This window comes from Clostridium sp. CM041 (genome assembly GCF_055081035.1).
On sequence record NZ_CM143648.1, the window covers coordinates 202,247 to 223,669 of the forward strand.

The following is a 21,423-nucleotide window of genomic DNA, read 5'->3' on the forward strand; positions in this document are numbered from 1 at the left end:
CCCGCTTTCACTAATTATGAAGGCGGGTTTTATTTTTGTTTACAACTATAATAAATTTTTTATTTTATTATAAATAAATAGTGATAATATTAATGCAAATTGGTAAAAATAATGTTATGAATTTTAAACAACGCAGACATTTTTGTCTAGCGCAAAGTAATAAGAGGAGGATACATATGAAAAGGAACTTTAGAAATGTATTATGTTTAATTTTAACGTTGATTTTTACAACACAGTTTTTCTGTCTGCCAGCTAAGGCAGAAGGAGAAAATAAGGATGATAAAGGAATTGCAGTAGAAGCAAAGTCAGCACTACTAATGGAACCATCCACTGGCAAAATAATATATGAAAAAAATTCTCATGAGAGATTTGCACCAGCATCAGTAACTAAAATAATGACTATGTTATTAGCTATGGAGGCCATAGATTCTGGTAAAATTAAATTACAAGATAAAATAACCGTAAGTGAAAACTCGAAAAAAATGGGTGGAAGTAGTATGATACTTGAAACTGGTGAAATTAGAACCGTGGAAGAAATTTTAAAGGGTATTGCCATTGCATCAGGAAATGATGCAGCAGTGGCAATGGCAGAGTATCTAGGTGGCAGTGAAGATGCTTTTGTAAATATGATGAATGAAAGAGCAAAAAGTCTTAATATGAAAGATACTGCTTTCAAAAACTGCACTGGTCTAAGTGCAGTAGGGCATTTTACAACTGCCTATGATATTTCAATTATGTCTAGAGCCCTATTAAAACATCCTAAAATATTAAAATATTCAGGAACCTACATGGAAACTATTTCTGAGGGCAGAAAGGCACCTATAGGTCTTGTAAATCATAATAAGCTTGTCAGATTCTTTGCTGGATGTGATGGACTCAAGACTGGATTTACAAATGAGGCAATGTATTGTATGTCTGCGACTGCAACACGAAGCAATGTAAGGATGCTTGCGATAATTATGGGTGCGCCAACTTACACAAAAAGAAATAGAGATGCTAGCATGTTAATGAATTACGGATTTACAAAATTTGAGACGAAAAAAGTAATAGCAAAAGATCAAGAATTAGAAAAAGTAATTTTAAATAAAAAAGGGGATAAGTTCCTAATAGCTAAAGCACATAAAGATTTTCTTATAACCCTCGAAAAAGGTAATAAAAATAAAATCACTAAAAAATTTGTTATGAAGGAAGGTTTGAAAGAGTATAAAAAGGATGTCGCAATTGGAGATTGTGAAATATATGTTGATAATAAGTTAAGTGGTAAAATTGTTATTTACAGTGATAGGGATATAAAAAAATCTAGAGTGTGGGATAATATTAAAAATAACTTTACAGACTTATTTGATAAGGCGATTTAACAAAACTTTATGTAGTGTTATAGATTTATGTAAATATAAAAATATAGCTTCTGGGCAATAAATTTTTTGCTTAGAAGCTAAGTTTTTATAAAATATTATACTTTAGGATTTAAAATGTCAGACTTAATTGGGAATATTACGAATATAAATGGACTTGAAAAGCGTAATATGAAGCAAAACATGCTAGTGAATTTACTAGTTATTTTTCCAAAGATGCATTATACTTAGAATAGACTTGACATAAAGAAATCATAATAAATCTTATATTTCTTTATAATTATTTATTTAGGAGAGAGTGTACATGCCATTAAGTATAAAGGTAACTAATTTTGAAGGCCCATTTGACTTGTTATTACATCTTATTAAGAAAAATGAGATGAACATATATGATATCAATATTGTTGAAATCACAAATCAGTATTTGGGGTGTCTTAAAAGTATGAAGGAAATGGATTTAGAGGTGACATCAGAATTCATAGTTATAGCCGCAACTTTAATTGAAATTAAATCCAAATATTTGTTGCCTAAAAATAAGGAGGAGCATAGCGAAGAAGAAATTGATGTAGAAAAGGAATTGCTAAATAAATTGATAGAATATAGAAAATATAAAACTATAGCTGAAAATTTAAAGATGTTGGAACAGGGTACAGGTATAATGATTAGTAAAAAACCTGAAATAATTGAAGAGGATAATGAGAACATAAAGGAAATGGATTTTTTGAAAAATATTACAATGCTTGATTTGTACAATTCATACATTAATTTAATGCAAGTATATATGAATAAAATGAATACTGATAATATTATAAATAAAAAAATCCTATTAGATGAATATAAAATAGAAGATAAAATGGAAGAATTAAAAAGAGAGCTTGAATCTCTTGGAAAAATCCATTTTACAAAGTTAATATATGGATATTCATCAAAATTAGAAATTATTGTTACGTTTCTAGCATTACTTGAGCTTATAAAGATTAGAAGTGTGATAGTAATTCAAGAAAGCAATTTTAAAGATATATATTTAGAAAGGGTAAATTAATATGAATGAATTTAACGCTAAACAATTAGAGATTGAAGAGGTTTCTACTAAAAATATATATTTTTCTATTATAGAATCCCTGTTGTTTGTTGCTGGTGAATCATTAAAGCTAACTGAAATAGCAAATATATTAGAATGTAGCATTGGTTTCACAAGAGAATTAACAAATGAATTAAGAGCAAAATATGAAGAAGAGCAAAGAGGTATTAAAATTATAGTAACTAATGATGAATACCAATTTGTTACAAAATCTTGTAATAGTGAATATGTACAAAAGCTATTAAAGACAAGTATTAGACAATCTTTATCTCAAGCGTCTATTGAAACTTTAGCAATAATTGCGTACAAGCAACCCATAACCAGAGTGGAAATCGAGGAGATAAGAGGAGTTAAGAGCGATAGAGCAATTTATACATTGTCAGATAAAAAATTAATTAAAGAAACTGGACGAAAAAATGTTCCGGGAAGACCAATTATTTATGCAACCACGGATGAATTTCTTAAACATTTTGATTTTCAGAGTCTAAATGAAATGCCTTCTTTAGAGGAGCTTAGCAAAGAAAAAGTACAACAAAATATTGATAGCAATCAAACTGAGTAGATATTTTTTGAAGGCAACTGATGTATACACTTATTAACACTTATTAACCCCACTATAATAAAATTTCCAGTGGAAAATTCTTATGATGGTGGGGTTAATATTTTTAATATATAATTTGAACAATTAAGAGAAGTTATTTAGCATACTTATCGCTATCTTCGCATTCTGTATTCTTATCACAACTATCTTTAAACATACCCTTAATAATATCGATAACCTGTGGTACAGTATCAACGATTTTATCATATGTATTTTGCTGATCTACAGGCAATAGTCTTACTGAATCGTTTTTAACAACTAAAAATGCAACGGGCTTAACAGTGACTCCAGCTCCAGAACCACCACCAAAAGGATAGTTATTACTTGAGTCAGAAGACGTAACACTATTGAATTCACTACCTCCAGATGCAAAACCAAAACATACTCTTGAAATAGGGATAATTGTAGTCCCATCTAATGATTGGATAGGTTCTCCTACAATTGTATTAACATCTATCATATCTTTTATGCTTTCCATCGTGCTCCTCATCAAATTTTCAATTGGATGATTATCCATGTATATTTCCTCCCTTATATTTTTTTATATTCATTTTGTTATGTTTTATGGTTATAAGGCAAATTAACATAATAAATGCTATATAAGTAATTTTTGCTAAATTGACGTAAATTATACTCGAAATTTCCATAACAAAATCATTTTTTTTAAAATGAGGGTTAACTTTAAGATTAATATTTTTAACTTTTACAAAATCTGTTAATATTAAATGCAAAAAACTATAAGTTGAATGAATTAAGCCAAATAAAATAGCAACCAATGCAGCATCATCAAATCCATATTCTAGTTTAGTATTTAAAGTTAATGTTGGTTTGAATTTTAATTTCTTAATTTTATAGGTAATTAATTTTATATCGCTTAAAATTAAGGACTTAAAGAAATTTTCTTTTGGGCTACATTTTAAATCATTTTTATTACCATTTTTTGAAACTTTTTTAACCTTTAATTTCTTATTATATATGTAAATTCCCAAAATTTTGTTTGAGTATTTAAGGGTTATTTTTAAATGGATTGGAAATAATATAATTATTAGAGTTAAAAGAAATATTATTATATATTTAAACATCTCAACCTCCCAATCTATATAATAACTGGTATTATGCCCAATAATTTATAAAAATATCAACTTGTGTATATAATACTCAAATTTAAGAGAGGTGAAATAATGAGAAAAAATTTTAAAGTATATTTATCATTATGTTTAAGTTTGTTTTTTCTATTTTCGTCATTTGTTGAAAATGTTTTTGCAGAGGATTTATATGTTAATGCTATAAGTGCTATAGCAATAGATGCTGATTCGAAAATTGTTTTATATGAAAAAAATGCATATACACCAATTGAAATTGCAAGTACTACAAAAATACTAACGGCACTTGTAGCAATAAAATGTGGAGATTTAAACAAGAAAATAATTGTATCAGAGAAAGCAGCATCTATACGCGGTTCAGAAATAGGATTAAAAAAAGGCGAGGAAGTAACCTTAAAAGAATTGTTGTATGGACTCTTGTTGAGATCTGGAAATGACGCCGCAATTGCAATTGCTGAAGGAATTAGTGGAAGTGTTGATGAGTTTTCAAAGCTTATGAATGAGTATGCCTTAGAAATTGGATTATTGAATAGCAACTTTGAGTCTCCTCACGGGTTAGACAGTGCAAATCACTATTCTACAGCGTATGATTTAGCCTTAGTTACTGCAAAGGCAAAAGAAATTAAATTTTTTAATGATATAGTCGGATCTAAAGATGTGGATGGTAAACAGAATAACTTTACTAGAAGTTACCACAATATAAATAAAATTTTATATCTTTTACCAAATTCAACAGGAGTAAAAACAGGATCTACTGGAAAGGCAGGTAAATGTTTAGTAACTTCTGTTAAAATTCAAAATAGAGATGTTATTATAATTACACTAAATTGTACACCAAGATGGAAGGAAACTGAAAAAATAAATAAGTATGTTGAAAAAAATTATGAATACAAAAAAATAATCGGTAAAAATGACATTTTAGAACATCTTAGCGTAAAAGACGGAGTGGGTAATGTTGAAATAGTAAGTAAAAGAGATATTATAATTCCAGTAAAAAACAATCAAAAAATAGAAGTCAAAATTAGAAAGCCACTAAATGAGATTTATGCCCCAATACATGAAGGGGAAGAGATTGGTAGGATAGATGTATATGCAAATAATAAACTCTTATTTACAGAAGCCTTAGTGGCTAAAAATTCTATAAAAAAGAAAAATAAGATTATACAAGAATTTGATAAAATTAAAGATTTAATTATACCTAACAAATAAGAGAGAATATAAGTCTCTCTCTTATTTGTTAGAAAACTTTAACAGTACACAAATACAATTTCTAGTTATTTTTCAAGGTGATTCATTAATAATAATGATTTATATAATTTGATTGTTTGAATATGTGGGAATGATTAATTATAAATATTAAATTTAACTTGTAACAAATTCCACAATTTCAAATATTTTAATAGTATAGTACTTTAGGAGGTTAGAATGATGAGTTATGAACCCTACGATTGCATTGATGTAGGAAGTGAATTTTGTCCTTGCCACACTAAACTGCGATAATCAGTTTAGTGTTTTAATTTTTACAATGCCTCTAGCGCCATCCCAGTATATTGAGCTTACAACATTATTAATTAATAAACGTTTGTTATTAAAATCTAAGATATCCATTATTGATGAAAAGCTATTTGATGAATTTAAAAATTTATCTACAATCGGATTGTTATTTTTAAATTTATAAGCAGTAGAGGCTAAGTCTTTATATTTAACACTTAATTTTTCTAATTCAATTCCTAATTTGTAAATTTGAGGCCTTATATATTTGGATATTTCATTGTCCAAAGATAATTGATTTACTAGAATATCTATTTGATCTTGTTTTATATTTATTTGTGATGATAAACTCTCTATTTCAGATTGTACCAAATTAGTTTTTGATAGTTCGGATTTTATTTTATTTAACTCCTCTAATAAAATATTTCTTGAAATTGTGATATTTTTTAAATTATCTATAACTACCTTTTCGAGTTCATCTACGCGAACATTAGGATTATTACATCGCGCGCCTTTTGAATAATCTTTAGTACTACAAACATAATACTGAATTTTTTTATTAGTTGTTGCACTAATATGACCATGTTTAACAATCATACTTTTACCACATTTAGAACATTTTAAAATTCCGGTAAGTAATGCTGCTGCAGAGGTTCCGAGCCGTGGTGCCTTGTTTTTATTATCATCTAATATTTGTTGAACCTTAAGCCAATTGAAAGCATCAATAATTCCTTCGTGTTTAGAAATAGCAGCTATCCATTCAGTTATATCTCGTTTAATCCTAGCACCTTTACTCTTATTATAAGTTATAATACCTTGTTTATCATTAGCTTTTCCCATTACATTCATGCCAATAAGCTGAAGGTGATTCATAACAGCTTCATTTGCTCTAACGTAAAGGGGATTTCTTAATATAAGTTGAATCCTTTTCTTATTAAAGTCAGCGCCGTTTTTTGTTTTAATATTCTTTTTAAAGATGAAAATAAAAACTTGGCTAATAGATTTATACTGTAGATATTTATCATAAATAATTTTTACTACATCTAATTCCTTTTTTATGGGTGATAATGTATACATAGCTTTTTCTCTAAATTCATCATCCAAATAGGATAACTTTCTACTTTCATACCCCAAAGGGGTTTGACCTCCTAACCATCTTCCACTTTTAGCGAGTTCTAACATATTGTCACGAACCCTTTCACCAATAGTTTCACGTTCTAGCTGCGCAAAAACAGATGCAATATACATCATGGCACGGCCCATAGGGGTTGATGTATCAAACTGTTCATTAACACTTATAAAGCTAATGTGTAAACTATCTAATTCATTTATAAGAGTAGTAAAATCAGAGATATTCCTACTAATTCTATCTAGTCTATAACAAATTAGTACATGAAATTTTTTTTCCCTTGCATCAATGAGCATTTTTTGAAACTGAGGCCTTTTGATATTTTTTCCTGAAAAACCTTCGTCCTCATATATTATAAATTTTTCGATTTCTAAATGATTACATTCATGTTTACATAATTCAATTTGGTTAATTATCGATTCACCTTTTCCTGTGATTTTTGATTTTCTGGAGTATATAGCGGCAATTTTCAATTTATTACTCCTTAATAATTGATTTATAAATAATTATGATATATTCTATAAACTATAATTTCTTCACAAAATAAAGATATGTATTTTAGAAAAATAATATTACGTAATCATGTATATAATTAAATATATATAGGTATATACATGATTACGTAACACTAAGGTTAAAGGTGCATACTATAATATAATAGTTTATTTGGAGGATTATAAATGAAAGTTAATTCTACAATTGTTTTAGAATTAAATAAAAAAGAAGTAGAACTCTTGGATGAGCAGTATACAAGGGCTGTTGCGAAAATAATAGCTTCAGAGCTTACGTTACAAGAAATGAACGAATTAATAGAAAAGTTAATTATTAACTAAGGTATTTCAAATTGCAGGAAAAATAGCACTATAATAAAGAGGAATATATGTATAATAGTAGAATAAAATAGAAAAGTAAAAGAGTTAAAACAATAAGGAGCAGTTATTATATTAATGAGAAATAAACAATCAGAGTATATCGAACAAATTCTATTGAAAGATGATATACTGTTATAATATTGTATACAACATAAAATATGGAGATGATTTATATGAAGTTATGTGAAATATGTAAAAAAAATATTGCAATGATATTAACATCAAGAATTGAGAATGGAAAAACCGAAACTATAGGATTATGCATAGAGTGTGCTAAAAAAAGGGGTATTCCAGTTATGGATCAATTAGTGCAACAAGCTGGATTATCCTCAGAGGATATTGAAAACTTAAATGAACAAATGGGTAATATGTTCAAAAATATGAATTTAGAGGATATAGATCTTGAGGATTTAAATGCTCCCAATATGGATATTGAGAATGGTGATAAAAAAAAGACCATTGGTAATATTTTTAATGGATTATTTTCACCTGTTGATGAAAATAGTGATTTTATAGAGGATGAAGGTCAAATGTCATCAAAGATTAAAGAAACAGCTGAAGATAAATCAAAAAAGAATTGGTTTAAAAAGAAGCGAAAGAATTTAGATACATATGGTATAAATCTAACTAACAAAGCAAATCAAAATGGCGTTGACAAGGTTGTTGGACGGGATAAAGAAATCGATAGAGTGGTACAGATTTTAAATAGGAGAAGTAAAAATAATCCAATATTAATTGGAGAAGCAGGTGTTGGTAAAACAGCTATTGCAGAAGGGTTAGCTGTAAGAATTGTAGAAAAACAAGTTCCAGAAAAATTATTTAATGCGGAAGTTTACCTGCTTGATTTAACTGCGGTGGTTGCAGGTACACAATTTAGAGGGCAATTTGAAAGCCGCATGAAGTCAATTATTGAAGAGGCTAAGGAAAATGGAAATATAATATTAGTTATTGATGAGGTGCACAATATTATGGGTGCTGGTGAGGTTCAGGGGGGCGCGATGAATGCAGCAAATATTTTGAAGCCAGCTTTGGCCAAGGGGGAAATACAAGTTATTGGAGTTACTACATTGGAGGAATATAGAAAATATATAGAAAAAGACGCAGCACTCGCGAGAAGATTTCAGCCAGTCCTAGTTGAGGAACCTAGTATAGCTGAGACAATAGAAATTTTAAAAGGAATAAGAGGCTACTATGAAGAATATCATAAAGTTAAAATATCTGATGAAGTAATTGAAGAAGTTGTAAATTTATCTGAAAGATACATAACAGAAAGATTTCTTCCAGATAAAGCCATTGATGTTATTGATGAAGCAGGTTCTAGAGCTAATTTAAAAAATAAAGGTCTTGTCGAACTTGCAGAATTAAAAGAGGAATCAGAAAAAATTCAAAATGGAAAGAAGGAAGCTGAGGTTGCCGGAAATTTTGAAAAGGCTGCAGAATATAGGATGAAGCTATGCAAAGTAAAAGAAAATATTAACGAAACTCAAGAAAAATATAGTGATGTTCAAATTACTCTAGAGGATATTGCTTTTGTGATTGAGTCATGGACTAGAATTCCAATAAAAAAAATTACAGAAAAAGAAGCGAAAAAGCTATTAAATTTGGAAGGTAGGCTACATAAACGAGTTATAGGTCAAAATGAAGCTATTATAAGTTTATCTAGAGCAATTAGGCGGAATCGTTCCGGATTTAGAAAAAAGAAAAAGCCATCTTCTTTTATTTTTGTAGGACCAACAGGGGTTGGAAAAACAGAGCTAGTTAAAGCACTATCTTGTGAGCTTTTTGGAAGTGAGGAATCATTAATTCGTATAGATATGTCTGAATACATGGAAAAACATACAGTTTCGAAGCTAATTGGTGCACCACCAGGGTATATAGGATATGATCAGGGTGGACAATTAACTGAAAAAGTCAGAAGAAAGCCATATTCAGTGATTCTTTTAGATGAAATTGAAAAGGCTCATCCAGATGTATTTAATATGCTGCTTCAAATTCTTGAAGATGGAATACTAACAGATAGTCAAGGCAGAACTGTTTCCTTTGAAAACACTGTAATAATAATGACGTCTAATGCAGGTACTAAGTTTAATTCAGGTAATATTGGTTTTGTTCAAGGTGATTATGATATCTTAGAATCACGTGTAAAGGACGCTTTAAAAGAAACATTTAGACCGGAATTTTTAAATAGAGTAGATGAGATTATTGTATTTACCACTCTTAAAAAGGAAGAGCTACGTAAAATAGTAGATTTAATGATGATGGAAGTAGTAGGAGAGGTAAAGGAAAAGAAAATTACAGTGCATGTTTCAGAAGATGTAAAGGACTTTATATTAGAAAAAGGATACGATGATAAATACGGTGCAAGGCCACTTCGAAGAACTATTCAAAAATACATTGAAGATGAAATTGCAGAGCATTATCTTGAAAATAAATTTAGTGAAGGATCAAATATATCCATAGAATTAAAAGATGACAAAGTTGTTATAATATAAAGTTAAAAAGCTGCTGAAAATTATTCAGCAGCTTTTGATTTAGCAGTATTATTGTTCAATATCTTGTTTTGTGAAGGTATAAACTTTTTTGGAATTATAAAGTTTGTAATGTTCTTCTACATAAATGATTGAAGTGAATATCACATTACATAAGAATATTGCGAAAAAAATATCCATTATTACGTGTTGTTTAACAAATTCAGTGGATATGATAATGAGAAATCCTAAGATATTAACTGGAATTTTAATACGTTTTCTAGCATTAGTAGCGTTAATACCTTTAACAGCTAGGTATGCAGTAATTACATGGATGCTTGGAAAACAATTATATGGTCCATCAGAATTATAGGTAAATAAAATCAGCTTCGAGAATATATCATCCCCTGTAACAATAGGCCTTGGAACAGTTGTTTGAAAAAAGTAATAAGTGACAAAAGCAACAACATAACATAGGACTAAAGTAAGCATAATCCTATAATAAACTTTTCTGTTCTTAAAGCATAAATAAATAAAACAAAATGCTAAGAAAAACCACAAAGTCATATAAGGTATTATAAAAATTTTTATAAGTGGTAAAGATCTATCTAAATCAGTAGTTAGATCATAAACTCCTCTTTGAGTATTATTTAATGTCCAATAGAATAAATTGGAAAAAGGAACAGAACCTATAAGTAATAATGGCAATAATTTTTTTAAAAAATCTTTCAAATAATCAGTCCTTTCTTCAATGACCATTTTAACGGAAAATAACAATAATTTCAATGATTTTTGTGAAAAGTTTTTATTAATATTATGTAATTAAAATGAAAATTAAGTAATTGTATGTATATAAGTATAGACTTGATTAAAAAAATATCGTAGTTTGGCGTCTCAACCATGTCCTTGCCATCTGGCAGAAACAGGGGACTGCATATTATGTTCACAGCTAGCAGGTAAAGATTTCTGCGACTGCTGCAACTTTAATGGGGTATGTATATATCAAGAATATGTTTCAAACAATTATAAAGCTAAAGAGGGTAGGAAATATTATCATTGTAAAATATTAGAAAAAAATAAATTAGAGGACAATGTTATTATACTTACAGTAGGTGCAAGTGATAAATTGGTAAGTGAATTAGTTTATGCGGGAAGTTATATTTTTGCACGAAGACCAGATACAGAAACGAGGTTTGATACGCCAATATCAATATTGGATACTGATACCAGAAATAATACTATAACTATTGCTATAGAACTTAAGGGGACTAAAACTAAAGCATTAGATTTGTTAAAGCTAGGGGAAGAGTTGCTTGTGAAAGGACCATTTTGGAATGGTACTTTAGGACTAAAAAACATATATAAAGTTAAAAATAGTATATGCTTAATTGTAGCACGAGGTATAGGGCAGGCACCTATGGTACCAGTACTTAAATATTTACATGCAAATAATAATGAAAATATAGTTGTGCTTGATAATTCGCCTTATAAAAATAGTTTTGTGAGTGAGTATTTAGAAAAGTATGCTTCAAAAGTTATACAGTGCAATACTATAGAGAATGGAAGAGTAACAGATGAATTTAATAATATATTAAATGATTTGATTAGTAATAATAATATTAGTTTAGTTCACTGCGATGCTGCAGATGTTTTAAATTATGAATTGATGAAGGTCGTAGAAGATATGGACAAAAACATTAAATATTCTTGTTGTAATAATGCCAAAATGTGCTGTGGAGAAGGTGTGTGCGGATGTTGCACAAGAATAAATAACGACCTTAAATTAAGACGGCTCTGCAAAATGCAGACAGAACCTAAATATGTATTAGAAGGGAGGAGAATATTTTGAAGGTTATCGTAATTGGTGGTGGGTGGTCTGGTTGCAGCGCGGCAATAATAGCAAAAAAAGCAGGAGCTACGGTTGCGTTATATGAAAAAACAGATATGCTCTTAGGACTTGGCAATGTAGGCGGTATAATGAGAAATAACGGAAGGTATACTGCGGCAGAAGAAATGATAGCGCTTGGGGCAGGAGATTTAATACATTTGACTGATGAAAACACTAGACATAAAAATATTGATTTTCCGGGGCATAAACATGCCTGGCTTTACGATGTAAACAAGATCGAACCAGCAGTGGTAAAATATTTAAAAGCTATGGATATAGAATTAAACATGATAACAAGAGTGGTAGATGTTGAAAAAGAAGGCAATAGAATAAAGGGAATATATCTATCAGACGGGGAATATGTTGAGGCAGATGTATTTATAGAAACTACAGGTTCAACAGGGCCAATGGGTAACTGCTTAAAATATGGAAATGGATGTTCAATGTGCATTTTAAGATGTCCAGCTTTTGGGCCAAGGGTAAGCATAAGCTACAGAGCAGGAGTTGAAGACTTAAAAGGAGAAAGACAAGAAGACGTTTATGGAGCTTTTAGCGGCTCGTGTAAACTAGCTAAGGATTCTTTAGCCGATGACGTTGTAAAACAACTAGATGAAGCAGGAGTGGTTGTTTTAAAGATTCCAGAAGAAGATATAAATTTAGAAAAACTTAAATTAAAGGTATGTCAGCAATATGCCCTTAAAGAATTTGCAGAAAATGTAATTTTGTTAGATACAGGACATGTAAAGCTTATGACTTCATATTATCCATTAGATAAGTTAAGAAAAATTAAAGGACTTGAAAATGCAAAATATATAGATCCATATGCAGGGGGAAAGGGAAACTCTATAAGGTATCTATCAGTAGCTCCAAGGACAAATAGTATGAAGGTTATAGGCCTGGATAATTTGTTCTGTGCAGGCGAGAAGTCTGGATTATTTGTAGGTCACACAGAAGCAATGATAACAGGGGCTTTAGCCGGACACAATGCCATAAGAAATTATATAGGAATGCCTCTTTTGATGTTGCCAAGGTCCCTTGCCGTTGGAGACATAATGGCCTATGCGAATGAAAAAATGAAATCTAAAGAAGGAAGAAGAAACAGATATACTTTTGCGGGTGCGGGGTATTTTAAGAGAATGCAAGAACTTGGACTTTATACTTTAGATATAGATGAAATTAAGGGGAAAGTAGAAAAACTAAATTTAACTAATATATTTAATGAAAAACTTATATAAAAGAGGGTTAGTAGTATATTTTACAAGGTAATACACACAATATTCTCATGTGGAAAAGATTTATTATATACGGATTTTTAGGGCTTTTAGCAGAGATTTTGTGGAATGGGTTTGGAGCAATGATTAAGGGCGATGTATTACTTAGGGGCACTACCTGTATCTGGATGTTTCCTATATATGGGCTTGCTGTATTTCTTGAACCTGTGCATTATAGGATAAAACATCTTCCGCTTATTGTGAGGGGAGGCATATATATGGTTCTTATATTTGCAGTAGAATTAATTAGCGGACTACTGCTTAGGGCGATTTTAGGTGAGTGTCCATGGAACTATGTAAATAAAAAAAATTCAATATGTGGAATAATTACATTAGGTTATGCACCGGTATGGATGGCCTACGGAATTATGTTTGAAAAAATACATGATGTTATAGTACGCATTGAAAACAGTCTCAGTGGTAATGCTAATTAGGTTTAGATTAAGTCTTAAAAATTATAAAAGCTTGATGACGTAGGTTTAATGCAACAAGTACATTAAACTTAATTCATCAAGTTTTCTTTTTTATTATGATTTTACTGTTAATATAATTTGAAATTGTTTTAAAAATAAATGGATAGCATTTTATAAGTATAGTAAAGTAATAACATAGCTAGAATACCTACTATAATCCAAAAAACAGCGAGTTTATAATCGTTTTTTTTTACCTTTGGAGTGAAAACATCAACAATATTATTAAGTGGTTTATTAATTTCTTCATGTATAATTTTTTTAAAGTCATTGTCCATTTAATACACCTCATTAATCAATTACTTATTTATATATATTATCTACATATAAATTAATATTCCATTTGTGAATAATTCTATGATTATTATAAATCTTACCATTCGATTGTGGAAATAAACTAAAATAATTGATCGTAAAACTAAAACTTTAACATATATGAAATAAATTCTAAGTAAAGATGCTGGGTATAATAAATATTATATTGAGGAAAATAATAAAGTGAATGTAAAGAATCTTAAAACAAATATCGTTATTGAGGTAAAAGTTTCAGACTTTATTTAAAAGCGGAACATAATTAAATTTGAAGGGAGTTTTAACGATGCCTGATCATCAACATGTTGGAGGTAGTAAAAATAGTAATATTGATGTTAAACGTGACGATATCAATAAACCTAAGAAAAGCAAAGGGGATAAGAAAAAACCACCTTTGTATGAAAATTTCAATGGAAAAACCCTTGATTAGATTATAAAACTAGGGCTAGTATAGCGCGCCTAAACCAAATGAATACATGTGGCTTAGATTATATTAGATATGTGAAGGAGGTTAATAATATGCAAAAAGGAAAAAAAACTGAAGTTAATGGTCAAGAAATTAATATTGGGACTAAAAGAACAGATGCTAGCGATAAGCAGAAAGGTGTGAAGAAAGAAAAAAGAAATTAAAATAAATTTTCATACTAAAAGCTACAGTTTTTTTTGTTTAAAGTCTTAACTATAAAAAGAAAAGGAGTGTGATTTAATGATAAGTAAAATAGAGGATTTTATAAGTGAAGGTTATAAAATAATGAAGTTTGAACGTGATATTGATAAAGTTACTGGTCAAGAGGTAGGGAAGATTGAAGTTAAGGCGTTAGACGGATATAGGCAGTATATAACCTTAGATGATAATTGTGCCGATGAAATAGAAAAAAAATTATTTGAATATTTAAAAAGTAAATAGTATGGTTCTCTATCCACCAAATCCATAAACGATTATGTAGTAATAAATTATGTATAATGAAAATGATGTTAATAAGATATGCTTATAATTGTAAGCATATCTTATTTTTTTTGTTAGGCCGGCAGGTGAGTATGCAAATACACGAAAAATTCATTTGCTAATATTTGTGTGATAAGCTATTTAAGGTTATAATTATTTTACAGTTTAAAAACAAACAAATAAATATCTGTTTTTAATAAGGGTAGGAGGAATTTTAATTGAAAAAAGTTGTGGTTATTTTTAATGGAGGAACAATCTCTATGACGGTTGACAAAAGAATAAAGGCTGCGGTTCCAACGCTCAGTGGAGAAGAAATAATGTCTATGGTTACGGGAATTGAAAATTATGCAGAAATAGAATCACATACTTTTTCAAATTTACCGGGACCTCATGTGACACCGGAACTAATGATGGATTTATCTAAATATATACAAAGTTTTTTATGTAGAGACGATATATGTGGGGTTGTAGTTACTCATGGTACAGATTCACTTGAGGAAACAGCGTATCTGTTACACCTAACTATTGATAATCCAAAGCCTGTAATTGTTACAGGGTCAATGAGAAATAGTTCGGAGCTTGGATATGATGGCCCAGCAAATTTATCAGCTTCCATCTGTACCGCTATTTCGGAAGATGCACGTAATAGGGGCGTATTAGTATGTTTAAATGACGAACTTAATTGTGCTGGAGAGGTTACTAAATCACATTCAATGCACTTAAATACTTTTCAGAGCCCAGAGTTTGGACCAATAGGGATTATAGATAATAATGAAGCAATATTCTATAGAGAAAGTTTAAAAAAAGAACATATTATAACAGAAAAAATAGAAACTAGAGTAGATTTAATAAAAGCTTGTGCTGGGATGGATTCGAAATTAATTGACTTTTGTGTGCAGCAAGGGGCAAGAGGGATTGTTATTGAAGCTATGGGACGCGGAAATATTCCACCTAAAATGGCGGATGGAGTAAAATCAGCTATAGAAAATGGAGTGACAGTAGTTATGGTATCTAGATGTTTTAAAGGACGAGTATTAGATTCTTATGGATATCCAGGTGGTGGAAAAGAACTTAGAAATGATGGTGTGATTTTTGGAGATAGCCTGCCAGGCCAAAAAGCTAGAATTAAACTTATGCTTGCACTTGCAAGTACAACAAGGAGAGAAGAAATTAAATGTATATTTGAAAGCGGTCGGTACAAAAGCCGAATTTAAGAAACAAATTAAGCTTAAATATTCGTGATGGTATTGACGTACATGCCTATTTTTGTTATTATGTTTGTATAAAAGTAAAATAACCACTATGGTTTATTAATAACCATAGTGGTTTTATTTTGTATTGCAAACACATGGAGGGAAACTAAATGGAATATTTTAAATTGAAAGAAAACGGAAGTGACGTAAAAAAGGAAGTTATTGGAGGGATAACTACATTTTTAACCATGGCATACATTATTGCGGTTAATGCAAACACATTAGGTAATCCTGGTGTAGGAATGCCTGTACCCGCTATAGTAACAGTAACTTGTTTAACAGCGGCTTTCGCTACTATATTTATGGGGTTATATGCTAACTTGCCCTTTGCTTTAGCACCAGGAATGGGATTAAATGCATTCTTTGCATATACTGTAGTAATAGGAATGAAAGTTCCATGGCAAGTAGCATTAGCAGCTGTCTTTGTAGAAGGAATTATTTTTATTATATTATCATTAACTAATGTTCGCGAAGCTGTAGTTAATGCTATACCAACAACTTTAAAATTGGCAGTTACCGCAGGTATTGGACTTTTCATTGCATTTATTGGTTTTGTAGATGCTGGTATTGTAATTACTAATAAAGCAACAAAGGTTTCTATGGGTAGTTTTAGAAGTCCTACAGTGTTAATAACTGTAATAGGAGTAATTATAATAGTGGTGTTGTCTAAAAAGAAAGTTAAAGGGGCTATATTATGGGGAATAGTTGCAAGTACAGTATTGGCTTGGTTATTTGCAATAATGTCACCAGAAGCTGCAGCAACTTATAAAATAGGTACACCACAAGGTATATTTAAATTTGAATCAATAAAACCAATTGCAGGTAAACTAGATTTTTCATACTTAACTGATACAACTAGAATATTGGGATTTATGACAATAGTCTTAACGTTTTTATTTGTTGACTTTTTTGATACTGTAGGAACTTTAGTAGGAGTTGCTTCAAAGGTTGGAATGCTTGATAAAGATGGTAAGGTAAAAAATGCTGGACGTGCGTTACTAGTAGATGCCGTTGGTACTACTGTGGGAGCTTTCCTTGGTACATCAACTGTAACCACTTTTGTAGAAAGCTCAGCGGGAGTTGCAGAAGGTGCTAGGACTGGACTCGCTTCCGTTGTAACAGGAATATTATTTTTAATAGCAATGTTCTTTTCACCTTTGTTCATTGCAATACCATCATGTGCAACTGCACCTGCTTTGATAATTGTAGGATTCTTTATGATGGAGAATATAGTTAAAATAGATTTCAGTGATTTTACAGAGGGAGTTCCTGCTTTCCTAACAATCGCATTAATGCCTTTAACTTATAGTATTGGAGATGGTTTAACTATAGGGATTCTTTCTTATGCGGTGTTAAACCTAGTAAACAATATATTTACTAGGGATGCTAGTAAAAAGAAGAAGGTTTCAGTTGTAATTTATATCTTAGCAGTATTGTTTATTATCAAATTAATTGTAACTGGTTAAATTATCTGTAAAGCAGTAATAATATGTGTATTATGAATATACTAGAGCATGATAGTATAACTTATCGTGCTTTAGTATATTTTTTAACGGAAATTTAGAAGTCATTAATATTGTAGTTTTGAATATGATAAATAACTCTGACAGTGATTTATCGCGGATAAGTAAAATAACTGTAACAAGGTTAGTGCCGCCCGAATAACATAATAAAAGAAATATATATAAAGGGTGATATTATGAAAATAAATAATAGACTATCCAATGTTTATGAATATCATTTTAAAAAGATTAACGATGAAAAAAATGAAGCTTTGCTGAACGGCAAAAAAATTATTGACCTTAGTATTGGAGATCCAGATTTAACAGTTCATTCAAAAATTACCGATGCCTTAATAGAGGGATTAAAGGATGATAGATACAATAATTACCCTCCCTACGATGGGTTAATGGAACTTAAAAAAGCAGTTATAAGGTACTATAATCAGGTTTACAGCGTAAGTCTAAGTTTGGATGAAGTAATAATTCTTATAGGATCAAAAGAAGGTATAAGCAATATAATACCAGCTGTATGTGATATAGGGGATTGTGTAATAGTGCCTGAGCCTGCATATCCTGTTTACAGTACTTGTTCAAAACTCTGGGGTTGCGTGCCATATACTGTAGCCCTAACACAAAACAATGGATATATGATGAATCTTGAGGTCATCCCCGAAGGAATTGTTAAAAAATGCAAGCTTATTTTTATAAATTATCCCAATAATCCAACAGGTGCAGTAGCGAGTTCTGAGTTCTATAAGAGGATTATAAAGTTTTCTTATGATAATAATATTGTTTTATGCAATGATTCAGCATATAATGAAATAATTCAAGTAAATAAAAAAAATATAAGTCTTATGCAATATGATTTAAAAAGGAAATGCGTGGAGTTTGGAACTTTATCTAAAACTTACAATATGACAGGGTATAGAATAGGGTATGCTGTAGGTAATGCTAAAGTAATAAACTCTCTTTTAAAGATAAAAAGCAATTGTGACTCTGGTCAATTTATTCCAATTCAAAAGGCTGCTATTGCTGCTCTTAATTTAGAACGTGATTATATTCATAATACAAGAAAAATATATGATGAAAGACGTGAAGTTGCTAAAAGTGTTTTGCTACAAAAGAATGTTGATTTTTTTGATGCAGAGGGCACTTTTTATTTGTGGTGCAAAACACCTAAAAACTATACAACTAATGAGTATTGTGAAGAATTATTAAAAAATTATGGGATTGTGGTTACGCCTGGAAATGTATTTGGAAAACTTGGATACGATTATTTCCGTATAGCATTGACTAAAGATAAGCTTATTATTGAAAAAGCTTTAAAATCTCTAAAAAAATGTGGTGATTAATATTATTATTGGTATAATATAAATTATATAGGAAATATTTTAATACAAGGATGAGCTGTTTTTAAAATAAGTCGATTTATAATTTGATAACATTTCAGAAGGAAAATATCCTACTTATATAAGTGGGGGGTACATACTATAACAAAGAGAAAACTTCAGTAGAAGTATAAATTCCATTCTGAATTCGTTAATATTGAATCACTTAAGTGAGAATTTAAAAGTATTTTTTTTATATGAAAATCGTAATAAAGTGAGAACTTATAATTTTAGCTTGAAACTTAGGTGATAGTTTATGTATAATTATAAAGATTCACAATGAACATTGGAAGGATGCGTTGTTATGATTAGGAGTATGACTGGGTTTGGAAGAGGAAGTTGTGAAAAAGATGGTAAAAGCTTTACCATAGAGATTAAAAGTGTCAATCATAGATATTTCGAAACTAATATAAGAATGCCTAGAGTATTAATAGCGTTTGAGGATAAAATTCGGAAGATAATTGGTGAAAAAGTAAAAAGGGGAAAGCTTGATGTTTTTGTAACTCAAGGAAATTATGATAAGGAAGATGTTGAGGCTTATTTGAATGAAAAATTAGCTGAAAGCTATATAAACTGCTTTCGAACATTAAAAGATAAATATAATTTGGATGGCGACATTCTAGTTGACACAATAGCTAGATTGCCGGAGGTAATAACTCTTAAACAAAAGGAAGAAGAGGGTTCAGAAACTTTTGATCAGATTGAACTATCACTAAAAAAAGCTCTTGAAGCTCTTATTTTTATGAGAGAAAGAGAAGGCCAAAAATTATTAGCGGATGTTATCATTAAATGTGATTTAATCAATGGATTAGTTGAAAAAGTCAAGGGAAGAGCACCGTTTATTGTTTGTGAGTATAAAGAAAAGCTAGTTCAAAAACTAAATGCTTTGCATAAAGAAGTAGGGTTTGATGAGAATAGAGTTGCCATGGAAGTTGCAATTTTTGCTGACAAAGCTGGAATTGATGAAGAAATTGTAAGATTAAATAGTCATATAGAGCAAATGAAGGAAACTTTAATTTTAGACGAACCAATTGGCAGAAAGCTTGATTTCATTATTCAAGAAATGAATAGAGAAACTAACACTATAGCATCAAAAGCAAATGATTTAGAAATTTTAAATACAGTAATTAATATGAAAAGCGAAATAGAAAAAATTAGAGAACAAATACAAAACATAGAATAAACAGGAGGCACACGATGAGTATAAAATTGATAAACATAGGTTTTGGGAACATTGTTTCAGCAAACAGATTAGTAGCAATAGTTAGTCCTGAATCGGCTCCAATTAAAAGAATAATTCAGGAAGCGAGAGATAGAGGTATGCTAATTGACGCCACTTATGGAAGAAGAACCAGAGCAGTTATTATAACTGATAGTGATCATGTTATTTTATCAGCTGTTCAACCTGAAACTGTTGCACATAGGTTATCTGTTAAAGATGATGAAAGGTTAGACGAGGTTGATGAATAATGAGGAGTAAAGGACAGCTAATTGTTATTTCAGGCCCTTCTGGTGCTGGTAAAGGGACTGTATGCAAGGCGCTTCTCGAAAAAAACAATTTTTGGATTTCGGTCTCTGCGACTACAAGAAGCCCAAGAAGCGATGAAATAGAAGGAATAAACTATTATTTCATAACTAAAGAGAAATTCCTAGAAAAAATCGCATTAGAAGATTTTCTTGAATACGCAGAGGTTTATGGAAATTGTTATGGTACTCCTAAATCTGAAGTTCTAAAAATATTAGATAGCGGTCGGGATGTAATACTAGAAATAGATATTCAAGGCGCACTTAAGGTGAAAAGGGCTTATCCAAGTGGTTTATTTATTTTCATTCTTCCACCGTCTATGGAGGAATTGAAAAATAGAATTACAAATAGGGGCAGTGAAACGCCAGAGTCCTTAATTACTAGATTTACATCGGCGCATGAAGAAATTAGTTTTGTATCAAAATATGATTATGCAGTTGTAAATGACACTGTAGATAATGCTTGTGAAAAAATTCAAAGCATTGTAATTGCAGAAAGATGTAGAGTCGATAGAATGAATGGAGATTTTCTAAAGGAGGAAATTAGTAATGAATAATTCAATGATTAACCCATCAATAGTAAATTTATTAGAAAAAGTAGATAATAGGTATTCGTTAGTTGTAGCAACATCAAAAAGAGCAAGACAAATAATAGAAGGTCAAAGCCCACTTGTACAGGTGGATTCCACAAAGCCAGTTACTATATCTATACATGAAATTTATGAAGGAGCTATTGTGGCGATGACAACAAAAGAAGGAATAAAATAGT

At 30.2% G+C, this 21,423-nt stretch carries 23 protein-coding genes; 18 read left to right on the plus strand and 5 right to left on the minus strand.

What is annotated here, in order from left to right:
- Positions 1-176: 176 nt before the first annotated feature.
- The 3 genes from ACWJJT_RS01000 to scpB all read left to right on the plus strand — a co-directional run bounded on the left by ACWJJT_RS01000 (position 177) and on the right by scpB (position 2,998).
- Positions 177-1,358, plus strand: coding sequence for a serine hydrolase (locus ACWJJT_RS01000; protein WP_462955717.1), 1,182 nt, complete (start codon positions 177-179; stop codon positions 1,356-1,358).
- Between the two features lie 301 nt (positions 1,359-1,659).
- Positions 1,660-2,397: a segregation/condensation protein A gene (locus tag ACWJJT_RS01005; RefSeq protein ID WP_462955718.1), complete on the plus strand. Its 738-nt coding sequence runs from the start codon at positions 1,660-1,662 to the stop codon at positions 2,395-2,397.
- Position 2,398: 1 nt separating this feature from the next.
- Positions 2,399-2,998, plus strand: coding sequence for an SMC-Scp complex subunit ScpB (gene scpB / locus ACWJJT_RS01010; RefSeq protein WP_462955719.1), 600 nt, complete (start codon positions 2,399-2,401; stop codon positions 2,996-2,998).
- Between the two features lie 133 nt (positions 2,999-3,131).
- Here the strand turns inward: scpB and ytfJ are convergent, their stop codons facing one another.
- Together ytfJ and ACWJJT_RS01020 are read right to left on the minus strand one after the other, a co-directional pair.
- Entirely contained in the window at positions 3,132-3,554 is a 423-nt protein-coding gene (gene ytfJ, locus ACWJJT_RS01015) for a GerW family sporulation protein (RefSeq protein WP_462955720.1), read from the minus strand.
- Positions 3,547-4,119 (minus strand): DUF2953 domain-containing protein, encoded by a 573-nt coding sequence (locus ACWJJT_RS01020; RefSeq protein ID WP_462955721.1) that lies wholly within the window; start codon positions 4,117-4,119, stop codon positions 3,547-3,549. Before ACWJJT_RS01020 ends, ytfJ begins: the two co-directional genes overlap by 8 nt.
- 99 nt (positions 4,120-4,218) lie before the next feature.
- Between ACWJJT_RS01020 and ACWJJT_RS01025 the strand changes: the two genes are divergently transcribed.
- Positions 4,219-5,349: a D-alanyl-D-alanine carboxypeptidase family protein gene (locus ACWJJT_RS01025; RefSeq protein WP_462955722.1), complete on the plus strand. Its 1,131-nt coding sequence runs from the start codon at positions 4,219-4,221 to the stop codon at positions 5,347-5,349.
- A gap of 291 nt (positions 5,350-5,640) precedes the next feature.
- On the opposite strand, the gene ACWJJT_RS01030 is transcribed toward ACWJJT_RS01025, so the two are convergent.
- Complete coding sequence (locus ACWJJT_RS01030) at positions 5,641-7,233, minus strand: recombinase family protein (RefSeq protein WP_462955723.1); 1,593 nt, start codon at positions 7,231-7,233, stop codon at positions 5,641-5,643.
- A gap of 207 nt (positions 7,234-7,440) precedes the next feature.
- Between ACWJJT_RS01030 and ACWJJT_RS01035 the strand changes: the two genes are divergently transcribed.
- Positions 7,441-7,593 (plus strand): hypothetical protein, encoded by a 153-nt coding sequence (locus ACWJJT_RS01035; RefSeq protein ID WP_462955724.1) that lies wholly within the window; start codon positions 7,441-7,443, stop codon positions 7,591-7,593.
- 212 nt (positions 7,594-7,805) lie between these two features.
- Positions 7,806-10,124, plus strand: coding sequence for an ATP-dependent Clp protease ATP-binding subunit (locus ACWJJT_RS01040; RefSeq protein WP_462955725.1), 2,319 nt, complete (start codon positions 7,806-7,808; stop codon positions 10,122-10,124).
- Between the two features lie 48 nt (positions 10,125-10,172).
- Here ACWJJT_RS01040 and ACWJJT_RS01045 read toward each other — a convergent pair whose 3' ends face one another.
- Positions 10,173-10,859 carry a phosphatase PAP2 family protein gene (locus tag ACWJJT_RS01045; RefSeq protein ID WP_462956718.1) on the minus strand — a complete coding sequence of 229 codons (687 nt, stop codon included), beginning with the start codon at positions 10,857-10,859 and terminating at the stop codon, positions 10,173-10,175.
- A 127-nt stretch (positions 10,860-10,986) separates the two neighbouring features.
- Here ACWJJT_RS01045 and ACWJJT_RS01050 point away from each other — a divergent pair, with 127 nt between their 5' ends.
- Genes ACWJJT_RS01050 through ACWJJT_RS01060 form a run of 3 tightly spaced genes read left to right on the plus strand, consistent with a single transcriptional unit; the run spans position 10,987 to position 13,693 of the window.
- On the plus strand, positions 10,987-11,949 hold the full coding sequence (locus ACWJJT_RS01050; protein ID WP_462955726.1) for a sulfide/dihydroorotate dehydrogenase-like FAD/NAD-binding protein: 963 nt from the start codon (positions 10,987-10,989) through the stop codon (positions 11,947-11,949).
- On the plus strand, positions 11,946-13,223 hold the full coding sequence (locus tag ACWJJT_RS01055) for an FAD-dependent oxidoreductase (protein WP_220285915.1): 1,278 nt from the start codon (positions 11,946-11,948) through the stop codon (positions 13,221-13,223). The genes ACWJJT_RS01050 and ACWJJT_RS01055 overlap by 4 nt, the downstream gene beginning before the upstream one ends.
- A 47-nt stretch (positions 13,224-13,270) precedes the next feature.
- Positions 13,271-13,693 (plus strand): putative ABC transporter permease, encoded by a 423-nt coding sequence (locus ACWJJT_RS01060; RefSeq protein WP_462955727.1) that lies wholly within the window; start codon positions 13,271-13,273, stop codon positions 13,691-13,693.
- A 128-nt stretch (positions 13,694-13,821) separates the two neighbouring features.
- Here the strand turns inward: ACWJJT_RS01060 and ACWJJT_RS01065 are convergent, their stop codons facing one another.
- The gene (locus ACWJJT_RS01065) at positions 13,822-14,007 is read right to left on the minus strand and encodes a hypothetical protein (protein WP_462955728.1); all 186 of its coding nucleotides are present in this window, start codon (positions 14,005-14,007) and stop codon (positions 13,822-13,824) included.
- Between the two features lie 320 nt (positions 14,008-14,327).
- Between ACWJJT_RS01065 and ACWJJT_RS01070 the strand changes: the two genes are divergently transcribed.
- From ACWJJT_RS01070 to rpoZ, 9 genes are all read left to right on the plus strand, one after another.
- Positions 14,328-14,471, plus strand: coding sequence for a hypothetical protein (locus tag ACWJJT_RS01070; protein WP_165413676.1), 144 nt, complete (start codon positions 14,328-14,330; stop codon positions 14,469-14,471).
- A 276-nt stretch (positions 14,472-14,747) separates the two neighbouring features.
- Positions 14,748-14,948: a hypothetical protein gene (locus ACWJJT_RS01075; protein ID WP_165413677.1), complete on the plus strand. Its 201-nt coding sequence runs from the start codon at positions 14,748-14,750 to the stop codon at positions 14,946-14,948.
- 257 nt (positions 14,949-15,205) lie between these two features.
- Positions 15,206-16,201 carry an asparaginase gene (locus ACWJJT_RS01080; protein ID WP_462955729.1) on the plus strand — a complete coding sequence of 332 codons (996 nt, stop codon included), beginning with the start codon at positions 15,206-15,208 and terminating at the stop codon, positions 16,199-16,201.
- Between the two features lie 149 nt (positions 16,202-16,350).
- Positions 16,351-17,706: an NCS2 family permease gene (locus ACWJJT_RS01085; protein ID WP_462955730.1), complete on the plus strand. Its 1,356-nt coding sequence runs from the start codon at positions 16,351-16,353 to the stop codon at positions 17,704-17,706.
- Positions 17,707-17,939: 233 nt separating this feature from the next.
- A complete protein-coding gene (locus ACWJJT_RS01090; RefSeq protein WP_462955731.1) occupies positions 17,940-19,094 on the plus strand; it encodes an aminotransferase class I/II-fold pyridoxal phosphate-dependent enzyme in 1,155 nt (384 codons plus the stop codon).
- A gap of 340 nt (positions 19,095-19,434) precedes the next feature.
- Positions 19,435-20,313: a YicC/YloC family endoribonuclease gene (locus tag ACWJJT_RS01095; protein ID WP_462955732.1), complete on the plus strand. Its 879-nt coding sequence runs from the start codon at positions 19,435-19,437 to the stop codon at positions 20,311-20,313.
- Between the two features lie 14 nt (positions 20,314-20,327).
- Entirely contained in the window at positions 20,328-20,600 is a 273-nt protein-coding gene (remA, locus tag ACWJJT_RS01100) for an extracellular matrix/biofilm regulator RemA (protein WP_165413681.1), read from the plus strand.
- On the plus strand, positions 20,600-21,211 hold the full coding sequence (gmk, locus tag ACWJJT_RS01105) for a guanylate kinase (RefSeq protein WP_462955733.1): 612 nt from the start codon (positions 20,600-20,602) through the stop codon (positions 21,209-21,211). Before remA ends, gmk begins: the two co-directional genes overlap by 1 nt.
- On the plus strand, positions 21,204-21,422 hold the full coding sequence (rpoZ, locus tag ACWJJT_RS01110; RefSeq protein ID WP_165413683.1) for a DNA-directed RNA polymerase subunit omega: 219 nt from the start codon (positions 21,204-21,206) through the stop codon (positions 21,420-21,422). Before gmk ends, rpoZ begins: the two co-directional genes overlap by 8 nt.
- Position 21,423: the final 1 nt, after the last annotated feature.

Bases quoted from the DNA above. Each gene is read 5' to 3' on its own strand.
- ACWJJT_RS01060 (WP_462955727.1), top strand. From the start codon at position 13,271: ATGTGGAAAAGATTTATTATATACGGATTTTTAGGGCTTTTAGCAGAG.
- ACWJJT_RS01085 (WP_462955730.1), top strand. From the start codon at position 16,351: ATGGAATATTTTAAATTGAAAGAAAACGGAAGTGACGTAAAAAAGGAA.
- ACWJJT_RS01035 (WP_462955724.1), top strand. From the start codon at position 7,441: ATGAAAGTTAATTCTACAATTGTTTTAGAATTAAATAAAAAAGAAGTA.
- scpB (WP_462955719.1), top strand. From the start codon at position 2,399: ATGAATGAATTTAACGCTAAACAATTAGAGATTGAAGAGGTTTCTACT.
- ACWJJT_RS01095 (WP_462955732.1), top strand. From the start codon at position 19,435: ATGATTAGGAGTATGACTGGGTTTGGAAGAGGAAGTTGTGAAAAAGAT.
- ACWJJT_RS01005 (WP_462955718.1), top strand. From the start codon at position 1,660: ATGCCATTAAGTATAAAGGTAACTAATTTTGAAGGCCCATTTGACTTG.
- rpoZ (WP_165413683.1), top strand. From the start codon at position 21,204: ATGAATAATTCAATGATTAACCCATCAATAGTAAATTTATTAGAAAAA.
- ACWJJT_RS01040 (WP_462955725.1), top strand. From the start codon at position 7,806: ATGAAGTTATGTGAAATATGTAAAAAAAATATTGCAATGATATTAACA.
- ACWJJT_RS01045 (WP_462956718.1), bottom strand. From the start codon at position 10,859: ATGGTCATTGAAGAAAGGACTGATTATTTGAAAGATTTTTTAAAAAAA.
- ACWJJT_RS01075 (WP_165413677.1), top strand. From the start codon at position 14,748: ATGATAAGTAAAATAGAGGATTTTATAAGTGAAGGTTATAAAATAATG.
- ACWJJT_RS01020 (WP_462955721.1), bottom strand. From the start codon at position 4,119: ATGTTTAAATATATAATAATATTTCTTTTAACTCTAATAATTATATTA.
- remA (WP_165413681.1), top strand. From the start codon at position 20,328: ATGAGTATAAAATTGATAAACATAGGTTTTGGGAACATTGTTTCAGCA.
- ACWJJT_RS01000 (WP_462955717.1), top strand. From the start codon at position 177: ATGAAAAGGAACTTTAGAAATGTATTATGTTTAATTTTAACGTTGATT.
- ACWJJT_RS01090 (WP_462955731.1), top strand. From the start codon at position 17,940: ATGAAAATAAATAATAGACTATCCAATGTTTATGAATATCATTTTAAA.
- ytfJ (WP_462955720.1), bottom strand. From the start codon at position 3,554: ATGGATAATCATCCAATTGAAAATTTGATGAGGAGCACGATGGAAAGC.
- gmk (WP_462955733.1), top strand. From the start codon at position 20,600: ATGAGGAGTAAAGGACAGCTAATTGTTATTTCAGGCCCTTCTGGTGCT.
- ACWJJT_RS01065 (WP_462955728.1), bottom strand. From the start codon at position 14,007: ATGGACAATGACTTTAAAAAAATTATACATGAAGAAATTAATAAACCA.
- ACWJJT_RS01025 (WP_462955722.1), top strand. From the start codon at position 4,219: ATGAGAAAAAATTTTAAAGTATATTTATCATTATGTTTAAGTTTGTTT.
- ACWJJT_RS01070 (WP_165413676.1), top strand. From the start codon at position 14,328: ATGCCTGATCATCAACATGTTGGAGGTAGTAAAAATAGTAATATTGAT.